This window comes from Ruminococcus sp. B05, assembly GCF_003628495.1.
Taxonomy (GTDB): domain Bacteria; phylum Bacillota; class Clostridia; order Lachnospirales; family Lachnospiraceae; genus Schaedlerella; species Schaedlerella hominis.
On the sequence record NZ_RBZR01000037.1, the window covers coordinates 1 to 23,869 of the forward strand.

General features: G+C 36.1%; 23 protein-coding genes and 2 pseudogenes. 20 read left to right on the forward strand and 5 right to left on the reverse strand.

The window, feature by feature from the left end; genetic code table 11:
- Positions 1-116 (forward strand): annotated as a pseudogene (locus D8Q48_RS17955) (transporter); the annotation flags it as partial.
- A 3-nt stretch (positions 117-119) separates the two neighbouring features.
- A complete protein-coding gene (locus D8Q48_RS15775; protein ID WP_005348496.1) occupies positions 120-992 on the forward strand; it encodes an ATP-binding cassette domain-containing protein in 873 nt (290 codons plus the stop codon).
- 37 nt (positions 993-1,029) lie between these two features.
- Here D8Q48_RS15775 and D8Q48_RS15780 read toward each other — a convergent pair whose 3' ends face one another.
- Positions 1,030-3,276 (reverse strand): tetratricopeptide repeat protein, encoded by a 2,247-nt coding sequence (locus tag D8Q48_RS15780; protein ID WP_121057165.1) that lies wholly within the window; start codon positions 3,274-3,276, stop codon positions 1,030-1,032.
- Between the two features lie 250 nt (positions 3,277-3,526).
- On the opposite strand from D8Q48_RS15780, the gene D8Q48_RS17840 reads away from it, so the two are divergent.
- Complete coding sequence (locus tag D8Q48_RS17840; protein ID WP_005348500.1) at positions 3,527-3,661, forward strand: hypothetical protein; 135 nt, start codon at positions 3,527-3,529, stop codon at positions 3,659-3,661.
- 47 nt (positions 3,662-3,708) lie between these two features.
- Here D8Q48_RS17840 and D8Q48_RS15785 read toward each other — a convergent pair whose 3' ends face one another.
- The gene (locus D8Q48_RS15785; protein WP_005348504.1) at positions 3,709-4,317 is read right to left on the reverse strand and encodes a hypothetical protein; all 609 of its coding nucleotides are present in this window, start codon (positions 4,315-4,317) and stop codon (positions 3,709-3,711) included.
- Positions 4,310-4,495, reverse strand: a complete 186-nt coding sequence (locus D8Q48_RS17720) for a hypothetical protein (RefSeq protein ID WP_014080774.1) — start codon at positions 4,493-4,495, stop codon at positions 4,310-4,312. The genes D8Q48_RS15785 and D8Q48_RS17720 overlap by 8 nt, the downstream gene beginning before the upstream one ends.
- A gap of 337 nt (positions 4,496-4,832) precedes the next feature.
- On the opposite strand from D8Q48_RS17720, the gene D8Q48_RS15795 reads away from it, so the two are divergent.
- The 11 genes from D8Q48_RS15795 (at position 4,833) to D8Q48_RS15850 (ending at position 17,378) form a co-directional block, all read left to right on the forward strand.
- Positions 4,833-6,518: a recombinase family protein gene (locus D8Q48_RS15795; protein WP_121057167.1), complete on the forward strand. Its 1,686-nt coding sequence runs from the start codon at positions 4,833-4,835 to the stop codon at positions 6,516-6,518.
- Between the two features lie 500 nt (positions 6,519-7,018).
- Entirely contained in the window at positions 7,019-7,723 is a 705-nt protein-coding gene (locus D8Q48_RS15800) for a lantibiotic protection ABC transporter ATP-binding protein (protein ID WP_044288316.1), read from the forward strand.
- 1 nt (position 7,724) lies between these two features.
- Positions 7,725-8,468: a lantibiotic immunity ABC transporter MutE/EpiE family permease subunit gene (locus D8Q48_RS15805; protein WP_077718111.1), complete on the forward strand. Its 744-nt coding sequence runs from the start codon at positions 7,725-7,727 to the stop codon at positions 8,466-8,468.
- On the forward strand, positions 8,468-9,211 hold the full coding sequence (locus tag D8Q48_RS15810; RefSeq protein WP_074048952.1) for a lantibiotic immunity ABC transporter MutG family permease subunit: 744 nt from the start codon (positions 8,468-8,470) through the stop codon (positions 9,209-9,211). The genes D8Q48_RS15805 and D8Q48_RS15810 overlap by 1 nt, the downstream gene beginning before the upstream one ends.
- The gene (locus D8Q48_RS15815) at positions 9,204-9,359 is read left to right on the forward strand and encodes a hypothetical protein (protein WP_330514738.1); all 156 of its coding nucleotides are present in this window, start codon (positions 9,204-9,206) and stop codon (positions 9,357-9,359) included. The genes D8Q48_RS15810 and D8Q48_RS15815 overlap by 8 nt, the downstream gene beginning before the upstream one ends.
- Positions 9,360-9,453: 94 nt before the next feature.
- Positions 9,454-10,113 (forward strand): response regulator transcription factor, encoded by a 660-nt coding sequence (locus D8Q48_RS15820; protein WP_021404737.1) that lies wholly within the window; start codon positions 9,454-9,456, stop codon positions 10,111-10,113.
- Positions 10,104-11,468: a HAMP domain-containing sensor histidine kinase gene (locus D8Q48_RS15825; RefSeq protein ID WP_117990665.1), complete on the forward strand. Its 1,365-nt coding sequence runs from the start codon at positions 10,104-10,106 to the stop codon at positions 11,466-11,468. The genes D8Q48_RS15820 and D8Q48_RS15825 overlap by 10 nt, the downstream gene beginning before the upstream one ends.
- A gap of 206 nt (positions 11,469-11,674) precedes the next feature.
- Positions 11,675-13,015 (forward strand): potassium transporter TrkG, encoded by a 1,341-nt coding sequence (locus tag D8Q48_RS15830; protein WP_117990662.1) that lies wholly within the window; start codon positions 11,675-11,677, stop codon positions 13,013-13,015.
- 13 nt (positions 13,016-13,028) lie between these two features.
- Positions 13,029-13,676: a TrkA family potassium uptake protein gene (locus D8Q48_RS15835; RefSeq protein ID WP_117990660.1), complete on the forward strand. Its 648-nt coding sequence runs from the start codon at positions 13,029-13,031 to the stop codon at positions 13,674-13,676.
- Between the two features lie 308 nt (positions 13,677-13,984).
- A complete protein-coding gene (locus D8Q48_RS15845; RefSeq protein WP_121057171.1) occupies positions 13,985-16,684 on the forward strand; it encodes a sensor histidine kinase KdpD in 2,700 nt (899 codons plus the stop codon).
- On the forward strand, positions 16,677-17,378 hold the full coding sequence (locus D8Q48_RS15850; RefSeq protein WP_121057173.1) for a response regulator transcription factor: 702 nt from the start codon (positions 16,677-16,679) through the stop codon (positions 17,376-17,378). Before D8Q48_RS15845 ends, D8Q48_RS15850 begins: the two co-directional genes overlap by 8 nt.
- A gap of 300 nt (positions 17,379-17,678) precedes the next feature.
- On the opposite strand, the gene D8Q48_RS15855 is transcribed toward D8Q48_RS15850, so the two are convergent.
- Both D8Q48_RS15855 and D8Q48_RS15860 read right to left on the reverse strand, forming a co-directional pair.
- Entirely contained in the window at positions 17,679-18,434 is a 756-nt protein-coding gene (locus D8Q48_RS15855) for an ABC transporter ATP-binding protein (RefSeq protein ID WP_121057175.1), read from the reverse strand.
- A 41-nt stretch (positions 18,435-18,475) separates the two neighbouring features.
- Complete coding sequence (locus D8Q48_RS15860; protein WP_121057177.1) at positions 18,476-18,946, reverse strand: helix-turn-helix domain-containing protein; 471 nt, start codon at positions 18,944-18,946, stop codon at positions 18,476-18,478.
- 150 nt (positions 18,947-19,096) lie between these two features.
- Here D8Q48_RS15860 and D8Q48_RS15865 point away from each other — a divergent pair, with 150 nt between their 5' ends.
- The 6 genes and pseudogenes from D8Q48_RS15865 to D8Q48_RS17725 all read left to right on the forward strand — a co-directional run.
- Complete coding sequence (locus tag D8Q48_RS15865; protein WP_330514739.1) at positions 19,097-19,234, forward strand: hypothetical protein; 138 nt, start codon at positions 19,097-19,099, stop codon at positions 19,232-19,234.
- 324 nt (positions 19,235-19,558) lie between these two features.
- Complete coding sequence (locus tag D8Q48_RS15870) at positions 19,559-20,320, forward strand: helix-turn-helix transcriptional regulator (protein WP_121057179.1); 762 nt, start codon at positions 19,559-19,561, stop codon at positions 20,318-20,320.
- Between the two features lie 112 nt (positions 20,321-20,432).
- Complete coding sequence (locus tag D8Q48_RS15875; protein ID WP_121057181.1) at positions 20,433-21,107, forward strand: response regulator transcription factor; 675 nt, start codon at positions 20,433-20,435, stop codon at positions 21,105-21,107.
- The gene (locus D8Q48_RS15880) at positions 21,095-22,273 is read left to right on the forward strand and encodes a HAMP domain-containing sensor histidine kinase (RefSeq protein WP_121057183.1); all 1,179 of its coding nucleotides are present in this window, start codon (positions 21,095-21,097) and stop codon (positions 22,271-22,273) included. Before D8Q48_RS15875 ends, D8Q48_RS15880 begins: the two co-directional genes overlap by 13 nt.
- A gap of 117 nt (positions 22,274-22,390) precedes the next feature.
- Positions 22,391-23,461, forward strand: coding sequence for an ABC transporter permease subunit (locus D8Q48_RS15885; protein WP_121057185.1), 1,071 nt, complete (start codon positions 22,391-22,393; stop codon positions 23,459-23,461).
- A pseudogene (locus D8Q48_RS17725) lies at positions 23,458-23,869 on the forward strand (transporter); the annotation flags it as partial. The gene D8Q48_RS15885 and the pseudogene D8Q48_RS17725, both read left to right, overlap by 4 nt.

Here is a 23,869-nt window from a genome sequence, read left to right on the forward strand (position 1 = left end):
TTTGTGAACCTACTCAATTAATGTCCGAGAGTTGGATTTATGGAACGCTTGTGTCTTTTATAGCGGGGCTGTTTTTATTTGCAGTATTACCAATGACTTTAAAGAAAAGAGGATAGATTATGAGTATTAGAATAAATGATTTAACAGTTAGATTTAAAAATGGTGTAGTTGCAGTAAATAAGGCATCTCTTGAAATACCTAAGGGAATTTACGGACTTTTGGGTGAGAATGGTGCCGGAAAAACCACTTTGATGAGGGTTCTTACAACTGTTTTAAAACAAACGGAAGGAATGGTTTCCCTTGATGGAATTCTGTATAACGAGGGAAATTATGAGAAAATACAGAAAAAGATTGGTTATCTTCCACAGGAAATCGACTTATATCCGAATCTTACGGTGAAAGAATGTCTTGTATATATGGGGGGACTGTCAGGAGTAGCCAGAAATGACCTCGAACAAAGAATTACCTATTATCTGGAAAAGACTTCTCTTACAGAGCATCAGAATAAAAAAATGCGGCAATTATCTGGTGGTATGAAGAGACGTGTCGGACTCATACAGGCACTTCTTAATAATCCGGATTTTTTGATTATTGATGAACCTACTACCGGGTTAGATCCGGAAGAAAGAATCAGGATCCGCAATCTTTTGGTTGATTTTTCAAAGGATAGAACTGTGCTGTTTTCCACTCATGTAGTAGAAGATTTAGCAGCAACCTGTACACAGCTTGCCATTATGAAAAAGGGAAGTTTTTTATATTCTGGAAGCGTGAGTGGGTTGCTGGAAAATGCAAAGGGCTGTGTTTGGAATTGTACGGTACAAAATGCAGAAGAAGCCCGTTTGTTAGAAGCCAATTATTCTATATCATCTAAGCAGTATGTAGAAAATGGAATTCATATGAAAGTATTAAGCAAAGGAAAGCCAAATGAGAATTGTGTCCTGGATAATGATATCACTTTGGAAGATGCATATATTTATTTGACGAATAGTTGAATATAACGGCGGGCAAGTTGCCCGCCGTAAATTATGCTTATTTTGTTAAAAGACCGGATAGATTTTTTCCAATGCAAAATCCAATCTGTGGATATAACTCCTGAATTTCCTGATATTTTGCTTCAATCATTTCTGGTTCATCAGCCCAGATCTTTTCATATATTTTGAAAGCTCTTTTAAAATGTGTTTTGGCTTGCGGAAGATTGGCAGTCATCAGATAAATGGTTCCAAGGGTTTCCTGTACTTTGGCATAATCCAGACAGTCATCGGAATGGTATTCCTTGATGATGCCGGATAATTTTTGCAATTCAGAGATGCCTCTTTCGGGTTCCTGCTGTTCTGTCAGGAACATTGCATAATTGGCAATCTGAGGTATGCTGTCATTTATATGAAGCAGGTTAAATTGGTCAAGCAGTGAGATACTTTTTTCCATGTGTTCTCTTGCAAGATCGGGATGACCGTTCATGCGGTAAAGTCCACCGAGATTGGCATGAAGGTTGGAAACAAGGCGAGCATTGTCAGCAGTGATATTTTCTATCTGGGCAAGTGCATCCTTTTCCAGTTTTATTGCTTTTTCTGGCTTGATTTCAAGAGTAGCCTGAAAATCCAGTAACAATGCCCGGTCAGAATCGGTGCCAATGTCTTTAGGCTTCAAAAAATTTTTTAATTCCTGAATGATTTCTTTCATACCTTTCTGGTAATTATAATTATCCATATATGGAAAAACATTTTCCAGAAAAAGTAGATATTTTGGTATATCATCTTTTTCAATCAATTCTATGATGTTTCCTGCTGTCTGAAACAGCTTCTTGTAATAATCGACTTCAATTCCATGCATTAAACATATTTTCTGTAAAGAATCCAGTAATATGTGACAGCTACTTACAGATGGTTTTGTCTCTGAAAGGGCAATTTCCTTAATCATAGGATGCAGGGAGATTGTGTGACGTGTAGTTGTCTGCACAAAACCAGTTTCAATCAAGTCGTTAATTTCATTTAAGGTAGGCAGTTCCAGCCATTTGGCGAATATGCGGGCAGAAATACCAGTGTAAGGAAGAAAACACAAATTGCACATGATATCCTGCTGTTTTCGGGATAAAGCATATAGTGAAAATAGAGTATGGATATGACTATAATAAGTGGCTTTACTGATTTGACCATCCTTGATTATCTTAATTTTATCTTCATTATCGAGAGATGCTCTTTCTTCCTGAAGTTTTGCTAATAACTGACCTGGAGTTGAAATTCCATTTTCCAAAAGTTTTGCAGCCAGTTCTACAGCAAAAGTATGATAGTGTACGGTCTCTATGATTTTTTCGACGGTCGAACGATACTTGTCTGCTTCTGAATAAAATGCAGATGTCAGTTGGAAAAGAATGTTTATATCCTTTATTTCTTTTAATTGAAAAGTACAGTATTCATTCAGATTACTTCTGGTCGTAAATAAAATCTGACAGCGGTATTTTAATACTACTGACAGAAAACTGTCCTGTGTAGCTGTGACATTAAAATTATCTATGATAAGCAGAGTATCGGATTTCAGGGAACGCAGAAAACGGTTATGTCTTTGAAACCGTTCCTGTTCGCTGATTTCTGGTGGATCATCAATAAAATCCATGTCAGTAATGTCCTGATGAAGATCACCTGTATATTCTACATATAGAATGTTAGTGTAATGCTTTTTGTAATGTTTTGCGTAGGCTTTGGCAAGTTCGCTTTTACCAATACCGGCAATTCCGCAAAGAAAAACATGACGGTTTTCCTCAAGCATGGTATATAATTCTTCTAGTTCTTTATCTCTTCCGATAAAATGACGGCATGGTTTCGGAACCTCACTGTCCATAATATAATCCAGCACAATGGGTGACAGGGCACCTCCGGCAAGTAATTTTTGATTTTTAGTATCACGTTTGATAAATTGTCGCTCCATGCCAAAAGAAATCAGCTTTGCAAGAAAAAGCAGACGTGAGCTGGCTGGTTTGTACAGAGAAGCCAGATTTTTCTTTTTGGCATCGGAGATGGTGTCATCTTGTATAAATAATGTGTATATATCCTGCATAGCCATATTGCAGTCAGACATCAATGGAAGCAGATTCTGGTGAATGGTTTCTGCCAGTTTTTTCTGATTACTGGGTTTGGAATAGTAGGCAGATATTTTGGGACTGATCTTTGCTTGACCGGTCAGCCAACGACAAACCAGACCATTATCCATAGAAAAATCCTGATTTGCCGGATCATCCATAAAATCTTCAAATAATTCGTATAAAAAATCAGGCTGACTCATTTGATTACTTTCGCTGATATGATTTTTTAAGCAAGTGCTAATAGAAGAAAAATCGCATCGATTCAATAGAAATTCCCCTTTCGTAGTTAAGATTAAGTATATCTATCATAACACGAACATATATTCGATTCAAGAAAATGCGGATATTTTTAAATTGATTGTGTCAATTTACAATCAATTTCTATTCAATGTGGTTTTCCGGCAGGTTCTGTAAAATAAGCTCAGATCAAAACAATAACGGGAGGAGCTTATGCAACAGAATATTGAATTTGAGCGGTGCATTGATTTTCTGGTACGGATGATTGATAAGTACGGCGCTGAAGTCCTCCGGGAGTTGGAGGAAGAAAAACAGAATAAGGAAGAAAAAGAAGCGGCAGTTTCCTGAAATACAAAATGTAAATCAGACTGTCGCTTTTTTCATGCATTTTTAAATCAAATAAATTTTAAAAGCTGATGCAGAGTGTGTGGCTCATTATTCTGAGAAGCGGTAATACGCGTATCAAATGGCTTGAAATGATTCTGCGTATAAAAGCTCAGAAGAAATTCATTATCTTCGCATTCAAGAAACTCCATAACGCCACCTACGGAATATTTGAGACTGGATATGGTTTCCAGTGCAAATCCCAGTAGAATATTTCCAGGAATTCGTTTTTCCTTTGGAAGAGAATAGTTCTTTCCCAACTGGGCGATCAAGTAAGCTGCGGTAGTATAGGATTGTGTTTCTTCATCCAAAATACTGACACGGGACAGTTTTTTTGCCATTGTCTTGCTGATATTTGAAGCACGGACAGAGATTGGTTTTATTGTAAGTGAAAAATAACCAACCAGTGAAGCATCTTCAGCATCAAATACCAGATAAGTGATAGATTGATCTTTTTTGGTAAACTCAATCGCATTATGTAATAAAAAGTATTCCACATCGGGATTTTTGGGACAAGAAAAATCGGAGAGTAAGTCGTAAAGACTTTCCTCTCCGATATATGTCGGTTCGTCTTTATCCAAATATGCCCGAATATTAACGGTAAAATATTTATCAGACATGTTTTTTCTTCCTTTTTGACATTAAAGCTAAGATTTCCTGTGGGTTCGTTAACTGACGTCCGGGAAGTGTCTGCTTTGGTGTGCGGTCACGGTCGGCTTCGTCAATTGCTGCGACAAAACGCTTTACGCTATTTGGATTGGATACGACAAAATTATGAGTAATACTTGAAGTAGCCATACTAACACCTCCTCTTTTTTGGCTTTTTTGTGTATTTATAGTATATGCAATGTGTGATAAAAACACAATATCAAAAACAGAAATTATTTCTAAATAATTTTCAAGCCGGACATTTATTAGACGCTTCCGGTAAGCGAACAATATTTTCGAGCCAATCATTTATAAGTCGCCAATGGTGGGCGGGCAATATTTTGATAACAGAAATGCTCTGTATCTAACTTAATTATACGATTGGCGAAGAAATGCGTCAATACGGAAAATAAGTATTGAAAATAGTTGGAACAAGTACTAAAATAAGGTTGGGACAATAAAACAGAGTTATACTGCGAGGAAGATTATGAAGAATAAAAAGATTAAATGCGATATATATACCAGAGTATCCACAACCATGCAGGTAGATGGCTACAGTCTGGATGCTCAGAAAGAAAAACTCAAGAGATATGCGGAATTTCAGAATATGGAAATCGTAAATGAGTATTCAGATGAAGGTAAGTCTGGAAAGAGCGTAGAGGGCAGACCGGAATTTCAGAGAATGTTGGATAATATTGAGAATGGAACAGATGAGGTACAGTTTGTACTGGTGTTCAAGCTTTCCAGATTCGGTCGTAATGCAGCAGATGTATTAAACTCTCTGCAGAGGATGCAGGATTTTGGAGTGAATCTGATCTGTGTAGAAGATGGAATTGACAGCTCAAAAGATAGTGGAAAGCTGATGATTTCTGTTCTGTCTGCGGTGGCAGAGATCGAACGAGAGAATATCCTTGTTCAGACAATGGAAGGACGTAAGCAGAAAGCCAGGGAAGGAAAATGGAATGGTGGATTTGCTCCGTATGGTTATGAATTAGTAAATGGAGAATTGCAGATTGCAGAGGACGAAGCAGAGATTATTCGTCTGATCTATGACAAATTTATTCATACCAATATGGGAATCTCTGCGATTGCCGCATGGCTGAACCAGCATGGATATAAAAAGAAAAAACGACAGAATAATACACTGGACGCATTTGCCGCATCATTTATAAAAGGCGTTCTGGATAATCCGGTATACTGTGGAAAGCTGGCTTATGGACGAAGGAAAAACGAGAAAGTTTCTGGTACAAGAAATGAATACCGCATTGTAAAGCAGGAAAATTATATGCTGCACGATGGTATCCATGAAGGGATTGTTTCAGAAACAGACTGGGAGCTGGCACATCAAAAACGGGAAAAAACAGGTGTGAAATATGAAAAGACACATAGTCTCGATCATGAGCATATTTTATCTGGAATATTGAGATGCCCGTTATGTGGAAGTGGTATGTATGGAAACGTGAACCGAAAGAAAAAGAAAGACGGAACCTTATATAAAGATTATTTCTATTATGCCTGTAAACATCGTCGTCTGGTAGACGGTCATAAATGTGGATATCGTAAACAATGGAGTGAGGAGAAGATTAACAATGCAGTGGAAGAAGTTATTCGGAAGCTGGTGAAGAATCCTAAATTTGAAGAAGCAATTCTGAATAAAATTGGTTCAAGAATAGATACAGAAGAAATAGAAAAAGAGATTGACGGATTGGAAAAGCAGCACAGGCAGCTGACCGGAGCAAAAGCAAGACTTGGACAGCAGATGGACAGTCTGGATATTATGGATAAATTTTATGAGAAGAAATATCAGGATATGGAGACAAGGTTATACCGTCTGTACGATGAGATCGAAGGCGTGGAGAACAGTATAGAGGAAGTAAAGAATCGCCTGTTGAATATTCGGCAACAGAAAATATCAGAAGAAAACGTCTATCAATTTCTTTTATATTTTGATAAACTATATGATAAGTTCACCGATCTGGAGAAGAAAGAATTTCTTAATAGCTTTGTAGAACAGGTGGACATTTACGAGCAGGAGCAGCCAGATGGCAGATTCCTGAAGCACATAAAGTTCCGTTTTCCGGTGTATTTCGGAGACAGGGAGACACAGGAACTTTGTTGGGACAACGAAAGTACCGTTGAGACTTGTGTGTTGCTACAAAGACGAACTATGTAGAAATCCTTAATTTTAGGCACTTTTTTAAGCATATAGTCTTTACGAGCGAGGGCGATAAAATCAGAAATAAAGAGATAAAAAACTATATTAATGTTTCAGTAGTAGTTGATATAGAGTGTGGGAACACAAACAATTAAATATTAGATTTGAGTGGTACTTGTAAAAAGTATCCCTTTTCAATGTAAGACGTTCAATATTGAGCGTCTATTTTTTTACCCAAAATGAAAGGAGCATTTAGAATTATGAAAAAGATATTGAAACGATTGTGTACGGGAGTACTTGCCTTTGCGACTGTCGTTACTGCTTTACCGAGTACCGCCGTCCATGCAGAAAGCAACTGGAAGATTGTAGGATAAATCAAAAAATGCCGTAGCTTTATTTTGCATTTATTGCAAGTTACACGCTATGGCTAGATTAAAATATAATATTTTGAAATCTTCATAAAATCTTTAATTTTGCTTTTTATACTTTAACTAAAAAATAAGGAAAGGGTATGAACAATTATGAAAGCAATTTTAAAAACAAATAACCTATGTAAAGATTTCAAAAAGCAAAAGGCAGTGAATAATGTATCTATAACTGTCCGTGAAAATTCAATATATGGGCTACTCGGTCCAAATGGTGCTGGAAAATCTACCACTTTGAAAATGATTACGGGTATGCTCCGTCCTACTAGCGGTAAAGTTCTTTTTAATGGACATGAATGGAACAGAAAAGATTTAGAACAGATAGGAGCTTTGATTGAAACTCCTCCACTTTATGAAAATCTTTCCGCAGTAGAAAATTTAGAAGTCCGTGCAAAATTACTAAATATTCCTAAAACCCGAATAGATAAAGTTTTAAAAATGGTAGATTTGCAAAATACAGGAAGGAAAAAAGCTGGACAATTTTCAATGGGAATGAAACAACGTTTGGGAATAGCTATCGCTTTGTTGAATAGTCCCAAATTGTTGATTTTAGATGAGCCGACAAATGGATTAGACCCTATCGGCATACAAGAATTACGTTCTCTTATTCGTTCTTTTCCCTCTAAAGGGATTACTGTTATTCTATCCAGTCATATTCTATCAGAGGTTCAGCTTATCGCTGATGATATTGGTATCATTTCAAATGGTATTTTAGGATATGAAGGACAGATGAATAAAGATGAAAATTTAGAAAATCTGTTTGTAGAAGTTGTAAGGAAATCACAGGAGGAACGATAAAATGAAAAATTATATATCTTCTGAATATTTAAAACATAAAAATACATTCGCAAAAAAATTAGTATGGTTAGCTCCTATACTAACTTTATGTCTGAATGTACTTACTCCTATGTGGTATCAACAAAATTCGTATAACTGGTGGTATGTATTCTTATATCCTGGTTGTTTAACGCTATTATCTATTTTGATAATTCAAAGAGATAACGGCAAATTAAAATTTAGAGCAATTTTGTCATTGCCTGTTGACTTAAAAAAAGTATGGTATGCAAAAATAATCACTTGTATAATATACATTGTACTTGCAAATACAATTTTGATGTTATGCAATGTTGCAGGTGGTTTTATCATTCAACACATTTTTGATATACCTATGACAATTAGCCCAATGCAGGCATTGTTCGGAACACTTTGCATTATTCTGGCAAGTATATGGAATATTCCATTATGCTTGTGGTTTACAAAAAAAGTGGGTGTATTTGCCACTCTCATATTAAATGTTGGAATGAGCTTTATGTTGGGAACATTAGGGGCAAATACAAGTTTTTGGTTCATATGTCCTTATAGCTGGGTTACTCGCCTTATGGTTCCCACATTAGGAATATTACCGAATGGAGAATCAGTAACAGGAAGTGCTTTATCAACTCCTTTACCGTTGGTTATTATGACAATCTGCTTGTCATTGCTTTTACTATATACAATTTCAAAGTCAACGGCAAAATCTTTTATAAAGCAGGAGGTTCTTTAATGTTTAGTATTATCAGATGTTTTCAAGCAGAATGGCTTAAAAGCAGACATACACCATTACTTTTAGTCCATGTGCTTTTTCCGTTAATAGGAGCTGGTGTTTTTGCAGGATATTTTCATATATCCGGTTGGAGTGAGATGACAAATGTAACGACCTTTTTAGAGGTGTTAGCAATTATTTTTCCATTTGTTATTGGTATCGTTGTAGGTATGATAGTCGAACTAGAAAATGGAGCAGGTCATTTTCAGTTAATCTTAGGTACGATCCGTTCACGTATAGCGGTATATATCGGAAAATTAGTATATCTTATCGTTTTAGCAACCTTTGCAACAATACTTTGTATTTTCTTGTTTGCCGTACTCTATCCAGTTATGCCATTTTCGTTTTATATAAAACCTCTTATTATGTTGATATTGTCTGTAATACCACTTTATCTTATTTCCATACCTGTTGGTTTCAGTTTAGGCAAAAGTGTATCTATGGGCATAGGTATTGTAGGAAGTTTATTATCTGCATTGCTAGTTACAGGACTTGGAGATTTTATCTGGAAATTCCTGCCGTGGGGCTGGGGTGTACGATTTATGGATTATTGTGTTTTAAGATATGTTAATGAGGGGCAGTTTCATTCTAACTTACCCGAATTTCAACTAGGTTTTATACTCATGCTGGTTTTTACAGTAGTGCTGTTTATCATAAGCTTAGTGTGGTTTCAGAGATGGGAAGGAGCAAAAGAAAATGAGTAAAAAAATGATGATATTGCTGTTTGCTGTTATTATATGTTTATCTCTTGCAGGCTGTTCTTTACAAGACAACATCGGGAACAATGGATTTACAAAGATATTTATGAAATTCATGGTACAGAAAAGACCGAAGCCGTTGCAGTACAGATAAATGACCGCTACTATATTGCAAAGCGTCAATGACCGATTTTTGTTTTTCTGCCTTTATGGGTTATGATATACTAAAAAAGCTAGGAGGCGATACTATGGCAACAATCCTTATGATTGATGATGAACGACCTATTTTAGAACTTGTGAAAAATGGACTGCAAAAGGACGGACATTTAGTTACAGTCTATACGTCCGCCGCACAGGTTCCTCTTGATAAACTGAACAGATATGACTTGATTATACTGGACATTATGATGCCGGATATAGACGGGTTTTCTTATTGTGATAAAATCCGTTCATTAGTGGACTGTCCTATCCTCTTTCTGACTGCTAAGACAATGGAAAATGATATTACATTCGGTCTTGGATTAGGAGCAGATGACTATTTGACAAAACCATTCCGTATTACAGAATTACGGGCAAGAGTAAATGCCCACTTACGCCGCGAACACCGAGAACGACATATAGCTCTTACATTTGACCGGATAAAAATTGATTTATCTGCAAAAGAATTACGGGTAGATAATATACCAGTGCCTTTAACGAAAAGTGAATATCTGATTTGTGAGTATCTTGCTAGTAACAAAGGACAGGTTTTTTCAAAGGAACAAATATACGAAGCTACATTTTCCCTTTATGGAGAAAGCGATAGTTCTACAATCTCGACACATATAAAAAATATAAGGTCAAAGTTTGAGAAAACGGGTGTTCAGCCAATCGTAACAGTTTGGGGGATAGGTTATAGATGGGAATAAAAATGAAAACATCACTTACAAGAACTTTTTATAAATTTCTTGTTTGTCTACTTGGCGGACTATGCTTGTCCGTTGTCGTCCCTTTTGCCTGTATGATGTTTGCTTCCAGTATAGGGCTTGTAACACTTGCAGATAATAACGAACGGCAAACGAAAGCTTTAGTACCGATACTAACTGCAACACCAAATGTATCAGATATACATTTTCCTACTGGAACTAAATTTCTTCGATTAACTAAAAACTATGGATACATAGATACGAATATGAGTGAAGAAGAAAAAGAAAAGGCTTTAATGTTTGCTAAAACGGGGTTCATGGATACAAGTGGTAAAACACAGTTTATTTTCATTACTCGAGATGATGAATATATTGTTTTACAGTATGTTATAGGTTCTCAATATTTAAATGCACAATTTAATCAGTATTTACCGTCCCCAGAAATTATGATGATTTCTTTAATCACTATAAGCAGCTTAGGGGTATGTGTTTATCTGACTGTTCATTTTGCTAAAGAGCTGAGAAAAGAATTGACACCTATTTTAGAAGCTACCAAAGAAATTGAGAATAACAACTTAGATTTTACTATCGGACATTCTAAAATATTGGAATTTGAAAACGTGATTATATCGTTTGATAGTATGCGAAATAGTTTAAAAGGGTCATTGGAAAAACAGTGGCGAAGTGAAAAAGCACAAAGAGAACAGATTGCATCTTTAGCTCATGATTTGAAAACTCCATTAACTGTTATGCAGGGGAACATTGACCTATTAGATGAAACAGAACTTGACGAAGAACAAAAGCTATATTTATCGTATGCAATGAGTAGCTCTGAGCAGATGAAACAGTATATAAAAATTTTGATTGATATATCTAAAGCATCTGCTGGCTATCAATTACAAATGGAAGATGTAAATTTTCCAGAGTTTTGGAAACATATCTTATCTCAAACTGAAATCATCTGCAAAGATAAAGGTATTGTTATTCAGCAGACACAGCATAATTTCCCACAGAATATAACTGGGGATAGAATGTTACTGGAACGAGCATTGATGAATTTGGTTTCAAATTCTTTAGAGTACTCGCCTGAAAACTCTACATTATATATAGATGTAGATAGCAAGGACAATTACTTGAATATCTGTATTACAGACTGTGGCTGTGGCTTTTCGCAAGAGGCATTGGATCACGCAAAAGAACGTTTCTATATGGCAGACCAAAGTAGGAGCTCTAAACTGCATTATGGAATGGGTTTATATATTGTTGATAGCATTATAAAACAGCATAAAGGAAAACTTCTGCTAGATAATTCCATAGAAACCAAAGGTGCCAAAGTTACTATAAAGTTACCATTATAAGAGAACGGCTTATTTGTCGTTCTTTTTTCAGTTTGCGCGCCATGGGCACGCTCTAACGGGTGCAAGTCCCGAACACGCCCGGATAGTGGTAAACGCTCATCTTTATACAATCTTAATTTCAAAACAAACTTACTTACGCCCATTTAATACGAATAAAGATAGAATAGAGGCGATATAAAAGAAATTAAGATTATGGGGACATAGTTATGCAACAGAAAAACAGGTCAAGACATCGGCATATGACATCATTTCAAGTGATTAGTTTAGGGTTTTTATCCGTGATTCTCTTAGGCAGTCTGCTTTTGATGCTGCCGATTGCTACAAAAAGCGGTCAGAGTACATCCTTTTCAGATGCTTTGTTTACCGCAACTTCTGCGGTTTGTGTGACGGGACTGGTTATTAAGGATACGGCAACCTACTGGTCTTTATTTGGTCAAGGAGTTATTTTATTGCTGATTCAAATCGGAGGTATGGGAATTATTACGATTGCTATTGCGATTGCTGTTGTTTCCGGACGCAAAATCGGGTTGATGCAGCGAAGTACCATGCAGGAGGCAATTTCGGCTCCAACGGTGGGTGGTATTGTGCGGAGAACACAATTTATTATTCGGACTACGATTCTTATCGAAATCATTGGTGCGGCTCTTTTAACCCCTGTTTTTTGCAGGGACTTTGGGTTTTGGAAAGGAATATGGTATTCGTTGTTTCATTCCATTTCTGCTTTTTGCAATGCAGGATTTGATCTAATCGGTATAAGAAGCCCTTTTTCCTCGTTGACCTCTTATTCTGTAGAGCCGATTGTAAATCTTGTGATTATGGTGCTGATTGTTGTAGGAGGTATTGGATTCCTCACCTGGGAGGATATAAAGAATCATAAATGGCATTTCAAAAAATACCGAATGCAAAGCAAGGTGATTTTTATGGTAACAGGACTATTGATATTCTTACCGGCTCTTTACTTTTTTTATTTTGAGTTTTCAAATGTGCCTCTTATGGAAAGAGTGTGGGTTTCCTTGTTTCAATCTGTTACGCCGAGAACTGCAGGATTTAATACGGCAGATTTGACTTTACTCAGTGAAGTTGGGCAAATGCTTATCATTATGCTGATGCTCATCGGTGGTTCGCCTGGTTCCACTGCAGGTGGTATGAAAACGACAACTCTTGCAGTTCTCGTTTCATCGGCATTATCTGTATTTAGAAAAAAGGAACACACTCATTTTTTCGGCAGACAAATTCCGGATGGCATTATCAGAAATGCAGCTACGATTTTTTTGATGTATATCGTTTTATTCCTTGTCGGAGGAATGGTAATTAGCAGTACAGAAGATATTCCACTTATGATTGCTTTGTTTGAGACGGCGTCGGCAATCGGGACGGTAGGGTTATCGCTGGGAATAACTCCTGACCTGGGGCTTGTTTCCCATATAATCTTGATTTGCTTGATGTTTTTTGGCAGAGTGGGCGGATTGACCTTGATTTTTGCTACCATTTCTGAAAAAAAGCCTAATGGTTCAAAATATCCTCAGGAAAAAATCACAGTAGGTTAAAGGAGAATAAAAAATGAAATCAATATTACTTATTGGTCTGGGAAGATTCGGACGGCATATTGCTATAAAATTAGATGAATTGCACCATCAGGTGATGGCGGTAGATAAAGAAGATACCCGAGTTGATGCTGTACTTCCCTTTGTAACCAACGCTCAGATTGGGGATGCGACTAATGAGGATTTTTTAAGTTCGCTTGGTGTTGGGAATTTTGATGTTTGTATTGTGGCAATCGGAGATGATTTTCAGAATTCATTGGAAGTAACATCCCTTTTGAAGGAACTCGGTGCAAGAATGGTGGTGTCTCGTGCTGCTCGTGATGTTCATGCAAAATTTCTTTTAAGAAACGGCGCAGATGAAATTGTTTATCCTGAAAGGCAGCTTGCCGATTGGGTTGCGATCCGTTATAGTGCTGATCATATTCTCGATTACATAGAACTAGATGAAGAACATGCAATCTTTGAAATATCTATACCGGGAGAATGGATAGGAAAAACAATCGGTCAGTTGAATATACGAAAAAAATATAACATCAATATTATGGCACTGAAAACAAATGATATTATGAATTTGAAAATAAGTTCCGATACGCAGTTGTTAAAAAATAGTACCATGCTTGTTCTCGGGGAGAAAAAACATATTCAAAAATGTTTTCGTATTTAATTTTTGAAAGAAGTTGGTGATATGAAAGACTTTGTTTTACTTATAGTGGTATTGGCAGCATTTATTTATGGTTATTTTCTTATGGAAAAGCTGGATAAATTTCTCGAGGAAAATCAATCCCAAAAACTTATTTGTCGAAAAATTGAGTGATTTTTCGGAGTGTTTTCTGCTTTCGGCTACACGCCCGAATGGAAAAAAAGAAGAAAAGGTGGTATAATCTTTATGCAATTTTAATGTCAGTGCTAAATTGCTTTTCTGAAATTTACTTATTTTTCTATATAATGTTTTTTGCACAGGGAGGTGACCGTATGGGCGAAAACAGACACAATCCGGAACAGTTATTGAAGGCAATCCAAGCCGGTGAAGAAAATCGGAATAAAGGACATTTGAAAATCTTTTTCGGATATGCGGCTGGTGTGGGTAAAACCTACGCCATGTTGGAAGCGGCTCATATGGCAAAACAGCAGGGAATTGACGTGGTAGCCGGTTATATAGAACCCCACTCACGCCCCAAAACAGCAGCTCTTTTGAATGGCTTAGAAGTTCTTCCTACAAGAGAAGTTCTCTATAATGGTATGATACTGAACGAATTCGACATTGACATGGCACTGAAAAGAAAACCACAGCTTATCCTTGTGGATGAACTTGCTCATACGAATGCCGAAGGATGCCGTCATGCAAAACGGTATCAGGACATTAAGGAACTTTTGAATGCAGGGATTGATGTCTATACGACTGTCAATGTTCAGCATATTGAAAGTCTTTGTGATACAGTTTCATCCATTACGGAGATTGTTGTACAGGAACGCATTCCGGATTCTCTGTTTGATAATGCAGATCAGGTTGAATTAATGGATATTGAACCACAGGATTTGATCGACCGTTTGAATACAGGAAATGTATACAGACAGACCCAGGCAAAACAGGTGGTAGAAAATTTTTTCACAATAGAAAATTTGACAGCTCTTCGGGAGATTGCACTGCGGCGATGTGCGGACAGGGTGAATATCCTCACAGAAAATGCCCGCATTAAAAATCATGGAGAGTATCATACAGACGAACATATTCTTGTTTGTCTATCTTCTTCTCCATCTAATGCAAAAATTATCCGTACCGCCGCAAGAATGGCTTCTGCTTTCAAAGGAAAGTTTACGGCTCTGTTTGTAGAAACACCTGATTTTTCGGTGATGAGCGAGGAAAATATAAAACGCCTTCGTTCAAATGTTCGTCTTGCTGAGCAGCTTGGGGCAAAAATTGAAACAGTTTATGGAGAAGATATTCCGTTTCAGATTGCGGAATTTGCCCGTTTGTCCGGTGCGTCAAAGATTGTGATCGGGCGAAGTTCTGCTACAAAACGGCATTTGCTCAGCAAACCGACACTGACAGAAAAACTGATTGATTATGCCCCTAACTTGGATGTGCATATTATTCCGGATACGGTTTCTAATGCTGCAGTGTATCAGTTAAGAGGGGGCAGGAAAAAGAACCATATCGTCTTCTCTGCCACTGATACATTAAAATCTACTGCGATTCTGATTTTATCCAGTTTAGTCGGAATGATTTTTCATAATCTTGGATTTGGCGAAGCAAATATTATTACTGTTTTTGTTTTAGGCGTTCTTGTCACCGCTGTCATCACGAAACATCAGGTATACAGCCTAATTTCCTCGATTGTAAGTGTTTTGATTTTTAATTTCCTGTTTACGGAACCCCAATTTACCTTGCAGGCGTATGATCAGGGTTATCCTGTTACCTTTATTATCATGTTTTTGGCGGCATTTTTAACCGGTTCTCTTGCTATACGGATTAAAAATCAAGCAAAACAGGCGGCACAATCTGCTTACCGTACCAAAGTGTTATTTGATACAAGCCAGCTATTGCAACAGGCAAAAGATAAAAATGAAATTGTATCCACAACTTCAAATCAGCTTATTAAACTCTTGGGAAAAGATATCGTTTTTTATTTAGCTGATGGCGAAGTATTGGATACGCCGCATATTTTTTCTGTAACTGAGAAAAATTTGGAATCATGTATTTCCGAAAATGAAAAGGCCGTTGCCGGCTGGGTATTGAAAAACAATAAACGTGCCGGATCCACAACAGGAACGCTTTCCAATGCAAAATGCCTGTACCTTGCTGTTCGCAGTAGCAGTATGGTATATGGAGTTGTTGGAATCGTGATGGGGGAAATACCTCTTGATCCATTTGAAAACAGTATTCTACTGTCCATTCTCGGAGAATGTGCTCTGGCTTTGGAAAATGAGAAAAATGCCCGCGAGAAACAGGAGGCGGCTGTTCTTGCAAAAAATGAACAGTTGCGAGCAAACCTATTGCGTGCTATTTCACATGATTTGAGGACACCGCTGACATCCATTTCTGGTAATGCCAGTAACCTTTTGTCCAATGGCGATTCCTTTGATAATGATACAAAAAAGCAGCTATATACGGATATTTATGATGATTCTATGTGGCTGATTAACCTTGTAGAAAACCTGCTGGCTGTAACCCGGATTGAAGAAGGACGGTTGAATCTCCGTATAACGGAAGATTTGATGGATGACGTGATTACAGAAGCGTTACATCATATTAACCGAAAGAGTGAAGAACATCATATTTCCGTTGAAAGCAAAGAAGAAATTCTTCTTGCAAAAATGGATGCAAAGCTTATTGTTCAGGTAATCATCAATATTGTTGATAATGCTATCAAATATACACCTAAAAACTCTCATATTGTTATTCGGACAGAAAAGCGGGGAAAACAAGCGATCGTATCTATAGCGGATGACGGAAACGGAATTGCTGACGAAATAAAGCCACGGATATTCGACATGTTCTACAGCGGTGCAAATCAAATTGCAGACAGTCGCCGAAGTTTAGGACTCGGATTATCTTTGTGCAAGTCCATTATTAACGCCCACGGCGGAGAACTTACTGTTTCAGATAATATGCCGCATGGAACAGTATTCACATTTACATTACCGGCAGGGGAGGTCAAAGTATATGAATAAGTCACTAATATTAGTTGTAGAAGATGACACATCTGTCAGAAATTTAATTACAACAACCTTAAAAGCGCACGAATACCGATATCTGACAGCGCCAAATGGTCAATCGGCAATTTTAGAAGCATCTTCACACAATCCTGACATCGTTTTACTTGATTTAGGACTTCCTGATATGGATGGTGTTGAGATTATTAAAAAAATCCGTACTTGGTCAAACATGCCAATTATCGTAATCAGTGCTCGCAGTGAAGATACCGATAAAATTGATGCGTTGGATGCTGGTGCAGATGATTATTTAACAAAGCCATTTTCTGTTGAGGAACTGCTTGCCAGACTACGAGTCACGCAAAGAAGGTTATCGATGATGCAAAAAGTATCCCCTGCCGAAACGGTTGTTTTTGTAAACGGAAAACTTCGTGTAGATTATGTTGCGGGGTGTGCCTATTTGAATGAAGAAGAGTTGCATTTAACACCTATTGAATATAAGTTGCTTTGCCTGTTGACAAGAAATATAGGAAAAGTTCTGACCCATACTTCCATTACGCAAAGTATTTGGGGAAGTAGTTGGGATAATGATATTGCCTCCCTTCGTGTGTTTATGGCGACACTTCGTAAAAAAATCGAGAAAGAACCGAACTCTCCACAATATATCCAAACACACATTGGCGTGGGGTATCGGATGCTGAAAGTTGAGTGAACTTCACAACACCATAGTTAAAGTTGGAATATAAATTGCAGGTTTGTATACGAAACCTGTATGCACGGTTCAATGGGAGAAGCGAGAAAATATATTCTTCCTCTCCCTATTAAATAACTAAATACAGACGGTAACTTTTGAATTTCCTCTAAGAGGGGACTGTTTAAGTATCGCTAAGTTTCACTTATATAAGCTAATAGGCAAAATTTAGTAGAGTAACACGTAAAAAAGCACTGAAAATCGTTTGCTGACCGATTTATAGTGCTTTTTCTTTGACTACAAAGGAAAAATACAACGAATTTAGGTTTCGCGCAGTTTTGCATTTGAAGATCGCCATTTTCTTTTAGGTTCATGTATCCCATAATCGTCGCAGGAATTTGATTTTTCACCCGGATAAGTCTCTAATTGAAAGAGATTGATCATGCCGGGATTAAATTCACGGAAATTTAATGGTGCCTGGCACCAATGGTAGGCAATCGTAATATGATACTCTCTATTAATTTGTTTAAATAAATCTAATACTTTTCCTGCTGTCCGTACATCAAGACTTCCCGTAGGTTCATCTGCCAGTAAAATTTTACTCCGTTTCATCACCGCTCTGGCAATTGCTGCTCGTTGTTGTTCACCGCCGGAAATTTCATCCGGAAAATGTGTTTCATAACTGCTAATTTCAAGTTTTTTTGTAATGGATGTATATTCCCTTTCTATTACTGTTTCGTCTGAATTTATCATTGCACAAGGCAAAAAAATATTTTCTTTTACGGTCAATCCTGATAGTAAATTGTAATCTTGGAATATATAGGAAATCACTTGTTGACGGTATAATTCTTTTTCTTGTTCTTTCATAGATAATAAATTTTGTCCCTCAATTTTTACTTCACCGTCTGAAAAGCTTTCCATGCCGCCCAAAATACGCAATAAAGTGCTTTTTCCACTTCCAGAAGCACCCATGATTCCCAAAAACTCGCCATCCTCAACGATTAAATTCAAGTTATTTAAAATATATATATTATGAATATTATCATAAAATTTTTTTAAATTTTTTACTGATATCATATTTAATCACACTTTCTTTATTTTTATAAAATGTTTATAAATCATTTTTTATTATTTTTTATATAAAATATAATTGCTATTGCAGTTGCAAGAAAAAGAATAATGATTGGTAATGTTATACCAGAAAAGATATTCCATAAAAATTCATTTTCCCATGAAATTTGGTTTATAAGCATAATTATGGCAAATGCGATAATATAAATTGAAGCACAGCCCAGTATGATATTTTTTGTTTTTTCTTTTTTGCGAATAGTCTTTTCTAAATTCCTTTGTTGATTTTCTAAGGACTCTGCTTTTAGAGTGAGTGTATCTAATTCAGACGGTTTTAGAAGAAAATCAATCGATACATTAAAAATATCACTTAGTAGCTTTAGTTTGTCTGCATCAGGAATACATTGTCCGGACTCCCATTTTGAAATTGATTGCCTTGAAACATTTAGTTGTTCTGCTAGTTGTTCCTGTGTCAAATTATTGGCTTTTCTTAGATTTAATAGTTTTTCTGAAATATTCATATCAATACCTCCATTTTTTTAAATTTATTCTAGCAATATTTCTAATTGCAATCAATCAAGTAGTATAGGAATTACCGCAACCAGAAGTTGCAAAATGATAACATAGCGGAAGAAAGCCTATTCACGGAAATTTAATGGTGCCTGGCACAAATGGTATCGGTGCATGTAGAGACGGTTGTTCTTTTGTCCCAACAAAAACCAGATGACACGATAGAGATCGATTTAGACCTAGATGAGCTGGATGCAACCAGTGCAGAGATTGTGCTAAAAGAATTGATTTATAGTTAGTAGAATAAGAGCTGAACAAGCAGGACGAAAAATCCTGTTTGTTCAGCTTTTGTATTTATAAGGGGTCAAAGAAGAAGCAAATTACAATTCTATAGCAAGTGATTTTTTCTAAGTTTCGGAAGGCTGGTTTTTTCCGTCATAGTTATAAGTTGCCGATTTAATTATTTCATAGTATGGCTAAAAAAATATTCGAATATAACTTTATAGAAATAATCATGATGGGGAGATTATTTGATGAATTATGTGCTAATATTCTGCAATTCTACTGCTAGTCGATTGATTTATGCACGCTCTCACTATAATATGTGTGCAGGAGGTGGATATATGTATCAGATTAGTAATGAAAAATTCGGTTTATTTGTAACCGAATTAAGAAAGGAAAAGAATTTAACTCAAAAGGATTTGGCTGAAAAATTATATGTATCAGATAAAACAGTTAGCAAATGGGAACGTGGTCTTAGTATGCCCAATATCGTATTACTCATACCAATAGCTGATATATTAGATGTTACCGTTACAGAATTGTTACGTGGAGAAAAAATAGATACACAGAAAAATATTGATAAAAAAGAAATCGAGGAATTGGTAGTAGGCTCTCTCGATATGGCTGTTAGGGATTGTATTCACCAGCATAGAAAAAACTGGATATTAGCATATTTGTTATGTTTCTTTATATCTATTACAGAAATTATTATGTTAGTTGTATCTGGAAGTTCATTAGCTGAGATGAAAAGGGATATATTGCTAGTTACCGGAGGAATGCTTTTATTTGGTGCATGGTTTTGTTTCTTTGCAAAAGACATATTACCAACATATTATGATGCCAACAAGATAAATTATGTTTCACAAGGAATTTTTAGAATCCATCTAGTTGGTTTATCCTTTAACAATGGAAATTGGATATACATCTGCACAACTTTAAAAATATGGACACTTGCAACGGTTGTTCTATATCCTCTTGCAGGTATTATAATAATCAATTGTTTCAATATAGCTTTATGGGATATTTTGAATAAAATTTTCTTAATTATGATATTAGGTGGTATGGTAGTTTCGATTTACATTATCGGGAAAAAATACGAATAATTAAATTACCTGTTATCGTTGTGGATAGTACTAATTTACAACGTTCTTCATGTACTCTTGTTGTGATTTCATTGTTTTTTATCGTATAATATGGATACCGGAGGTGGTTTGGATGAACTACAAGATTTTAGTTGTCGATGATGATAAAGAATTGGTGAAAATGCTTTGTAGCTATTTTAATATGAAACAATATGAAACCATTACGGCTACAGATGGAATGGAAGCATTAAATAAAATAAAAATGAAACCGGATATTATTTTATTGGATATCAACATGCCACGTATGGATGGGATTGAAGTATGTCGTCTGATACGCAGTAAAGTATTATGTCCGATTTTATTTCTAACAGCAAGAGTTGATGAAGATGATAAAATTAATGGGTTGCTTTCGGGTGGGGATGATTATATTACGAAGCCATTTAGTCTTCGGGAGTTGGAAGCGAGGATTGTTACAAACATAAAGAGAGAAGAAAGGCATCAACAAAAAACGGAATACCGCTTCATGGATGAAATGCTGATTGATTATTCTGAAAAAATAGTAGCTATAGCTGGACACAGGATGGAGTTCACAAAAATTGAATATCAGATTATTGAATTCTTATCCATGCATCCAGGGCAGGTGTTTGATAAAGAACATATATATGCACAAGTCTGCGGATATGATGCGGAAGGGGACAGTAGAACGATAACGGAATTAGTACGGCGTATAAGGAAAAAAATAGCGGATTATTCAGAAAAAGAATACATAGAAACTGTATGGGGGATTGGATACCGATGGAAAAAATAAGAAATTTGTCACTGAAAAAAACAATTCTGCTTTATTTTGTAATCAGCTTAACGGCAGCATTTCTGTTATCTGGATTTACAGTTCATTTTGCAAGAAATATGCAGAATAAAATATGGGAAAAATATATTGATTATGCAGATTATACGGACGTGTTTCAGCAATATGGAAAGAAATACGAGATTGAGATATCAAGACCTAATCAATCGCAGATGAATCGTTTGGACTATCATCTTTCGGAAATGTGTGACTTTATGGAAACATATTCGGTATTGATTTTTTCAATTGTTGGGAGTGTTACTGCGGTATTCTTTTTTTATAAAAATAAGTTAAAGACACCTCTACAGGAACTAAAAGATGCCTCACAAATGATTGCAGATAATGAACTGGATTTTCATGTGTCCTATGAAAATAAAGATGAGATGGGAACTTTGTGTAAAGAATTTGAAATGATGCGAAGTGATTTAGCAGATAACAACAGAAAGATGTGGCGAATGATTGATGACGAGAAGGCTTTGCGGAATGCAATTGCACATGATATACGTTCTCCACTTTCCATATTGCGTGGGTATCAGGAAATGCTCTTAGAGTTTGTTTCTGCTGAGAGTATAAAAACAGAGGATGTTATTAATATCTTACAAACAGGCATGTATCAGATTGACCGTATAGAGCATTTCACGGAAAACATGAGAAAAATGTCCCATTTAGAACAGAGGAAACTGCAATGCTCAGAGATAGAATTATCGGAACTGGCAAAAAAGATTGAGGCAGAAGCTGCCATGCTGTCCAAGAAGGAAAGTAAATTATGTAAGGTAGAAAGAATGCAGGAACAAAACGTTGTGAAAGTGGATGAGGAACTTGTCATGGAAGTGACAGACAACTTACTGGAAAATGCGGTTCGATATGCGCAAAAAAGTATTGCTTTGCAGATAAAGAAAAAGGATGGTTTTCTTATAATTTCTGTTGAAGATGATGGAATAGGATTTGTGGATACTGAGGAAAAAGTAACAGAGCCATTTTATCATAAGAATCCACAAGATGATTTAAAGCATTTTGGCCTTGGTATGTATATTTCTCGTATTTTCTGTGAAAAGCATGGAGGAAATTTGAAAATATATAATGCCAGACAAGGCGGTGCTCATGTAGAAGCTCTTTTCAAAGCTGAATAAAAATACTTTATAAGGCTGAAATCACAAAAAAGTGGTTTTAGCCTTTTTTTTGTTGTGAATTTATTGAGAATTGATTTGTATGATGTTGTTAAAGAAATAAAGAAAGGAAGAGATACAATGAAAACAATCATAAAAAGAAGTATACTGGATTATTTAAAGAACCCTGTTTTGTGGATTGGCTTGATTATTATAGTCGCCAGTATGTATCAATGCCTGTCACCGTATTTGCAAATTCATTATATCAAACAGAATGAACAGGTCACACAAAATGAAGTAGCATTGGAAGATGCCGATGTCATGGATGGGTACATTCCCACATCTGATGATAAAGAAAGAAGAAGGGAGTGGGAAGATACAATCAAAGAGACGTTAATGGACACCTCCCAAAATGGTTTTGGATTTAGCAGGCAGGAAGCGGATCATGTAATGAAAGAAATTCAGAATATGGATGTAAAGACTGCTTCTGAGTTTTTGGAATCCCAATATGGCTATTATAATGCAATATATGCTTATGAGGACCTTGAAATTCATAAGGGGACAGCAGAAGAAATCAATCATTATATCGAGCGGAAATTATCCGAACATTCTTTTTCCTGGTACTTTGCCAAAAAGTTCACGGATTTTGCAGGATTGCATATGGCCTTTTTTGCAACAGTCTTGCTATCATTTTTATTTATTCAGGATACACGAAAAAATACCTATGAATTATTACATACAAAGCCTGTTACGGCAATCCAATATATATGTGGGAAAATAATAAGCGGATTCATTAGTATGTTGGGCGTATTAGTGATTTTGAATGTTATATTCTTTATGCTGTGTTTGAAAACGTCTTTAGAATCGGGCTTTTCGGTAACACCAATTGATTTTTGTGTGAATTCTCTGATCTATATTGTGCCGAATCTTTTGATGATATGTTGTGTCTATACAATTACAGCATTAATATTTAAAAATCCGCTTCCGGCAGCACCAGTTTTGTTTTTACACATTATATATTCAAATATGCTGACCGAGAAGAATGATATTTATTATATGAGATCGTTCTCTATTATGGTGCGATTTCCTGGCAGGTTTTTTGAAACACATGCAGCCAAAATGTCAAATATAAATCAGATTATGCTTGTGATCGCATCTGTTATATTAGTATGTATTTCTGTTACAATCTGGAAAAGGAGGAGGGTTCATTGAAAACGGAACTAAAAAACTGCCTATCGTTATATAAGATTTTTTATTCATGTGCATTTATACTGATATTGTGTGTGATTCATCCGATTATATACTATGAAGAAATCGGTTCAGCAATTCAGTCTCCAATAGCATTTTTAACAATTATTTTTTGTAGTGACATATATTTGATGGAAGTAAAAAGTAAGCGTGCCGATGTATTTCATTTGTATGATCAAAAAAAGCAGTTAAAAGTAATATCGCAGAGAGTGGGCGTTCAAATATTATATTTATTAATACTTTCTTGTGTTGGATATGTTTTGTTTTTCTGGCAAAAACCGGGCAGTGTAAACGAAGGCATTTCGGGTATTCAGATATTTCTTTTATATTTCATTGCAATGTTTGGAACTATCTGGCTTTGGAGTATATGCT

Excerpts from the sequence above, each read along its gene's own strand:
- D8Q48_RS15875 (WP_121057181.1), top strand. The coding sequence starts at position 20,433 with ATGAACTACAAGATTTTAGTTGTCGATGATGATAAAGAATTGGTGAAA.
- D8Q48_RS15845 (WP_121057171.1), top strand. The coding sequence starts at position 13,985 with ATGGGCGAAAACAGACACAATCCGGAACAGTTATTGAAGGCAATCCAA.
- D8Q48_RS15785 (WP_005348504.1), bottom strand. The coding sequence starts at position 4,317 with ATGTCTGATAAATATTTTACCGTTAATATTCGGGCATATTTGGATAAA.
- D8Q48_RS15780 (WP_121057165.1), bottom strand. The coding sequence starts at position 3,276 with ATGAGTCAGCCTGATTTTTTATACGAATTATTTGAAGATTTTATGGAT.
- D8Q48_RS15810 (WP_074048952.1), top strand. The coding sequence starts at position 8,468 with ATGTTTAGTATTATCAGATGTTTTCAAGCAGAATGGCTTAAAAGCAGA.
- D8Q48_RS15835 (WP_117990660.1), top strand. The coding sequence starts at position 13,029 with ATGAAATCAATATTACTTATTGGTCTGGGAAGATTCGGACGGCATATT.
- D8Q48_RS15880 (WP_121057183.1), top strand. The coding sequence starts at position 21,095 with ATGGAAAAAATAAGAAATTTGTCACTGAAAAAAACAATTCTGCTTTAT.
- D8Q48_RS15870 (WP_121057179.1), top strand. The coding sequence starts at position 19,559 with ATGTATCAGATTAGTAATGAAAAATTCGGTTTATTTGTAACCGAATTA.
- D8Q48_RS15820 (WP_021404737.1), top strand. The coding sequence starts at position 9,454 with ATGGCAACAATCCTTATGATTGATGATGAACGACCTATTTTAGAACTT.
- D8Q48_RS15855 (WP_121057175.1), bottom strand. The coding sequence starts at position 18,434 with ATGATATCAGTAAAAAATTTAAAAAAATTTTATGATAATATTCATAAT.
- D8Q48_RS15850 (WP_121057173.1), top strand. The coding sequence starts at position 16,677 with ATGAATAAGTCACTAATATTAGTTGTAGAAGATGACACATCTGTCAGA.
- D8Q48_RS15775 (WP_005348496.1), top strand. The coding sequence starts at position 120 with ATGAGTATTAGAATAAATGATTTAACAGTTAGATTTAAAAATGGTGTA.
- D8Q48_RS15805 (WP_077718111.1), top strand. The coding sequence starts at position 7,725 with ATGAAAAATTATATATCTTCTGAATATTTAAAACATAAAAATACATTC.
- D8Q48_RS17840 (WP_005348500.1), top strand. The coding sequence starts at position 3,527 with ATGCAACAGAATATTGAATTTGAGCGGTGCATTGATTTTCTGGTACGG.
- D8Q48_RS15825 (WP_117990665.1), top strand. The coding sequence starts at position 10,104 with ATGGGAATAAAAATGAAAACATCACTTACAAGAACTTTTTATAAATTT.
- D8Q48_RS15830 (WP_117990662.1), top strand. The coding sequence starts at position 11,675 with ATGCAACAGAAAAACAGGTCAAGACATCGGCATATGACATCATTTCAA.
- D8Q48_RS17720 (WP_014080774.1), bottom strand. The coding sequence starts at position 4,495 with ATGGCTACTTCAAGTATTACTCATAATTTTGTCGTATCCAATCCAAAT.
- D8Q48_RS15860 (WP_121057177.1), bottom strand. The coding sequence starts at position 18,946 with ATGAATATTTCAGAAAAACTATTAAATCTAAGAAAAGCCAATAATTTG.
- D8Q48_RS15795 (WP_121057167.1), top strand. The coding sequence starts at position 4,833 with ATGAAGAATAAAAAGATTAAATGCGATATATATACCAGAGTATCCACA.
- D8Q48_RS15815 (WP_330514738.1), top strand. The coding sequence starts at position 9,204 with ATGAGTAAAAAAATGATGATATTGCTGTTTGCTGTTATTATATGTTTA.
- D8Q48_RS15865 (WP_330514739.1), top strand. The coding sequence starts at position 19,097 with ATGGTATCGGTGCATGTAGAGACGGTTGTTCTTTTGTCCCAACAAAAA.
- D8Q48_RS15885 (WP_121057185.1), top strand. The coding sequence starts at position 22,391 with ATGAAAACAATCATAAAAAGAAGTATACTGGATTATTTAAAGAACCCT.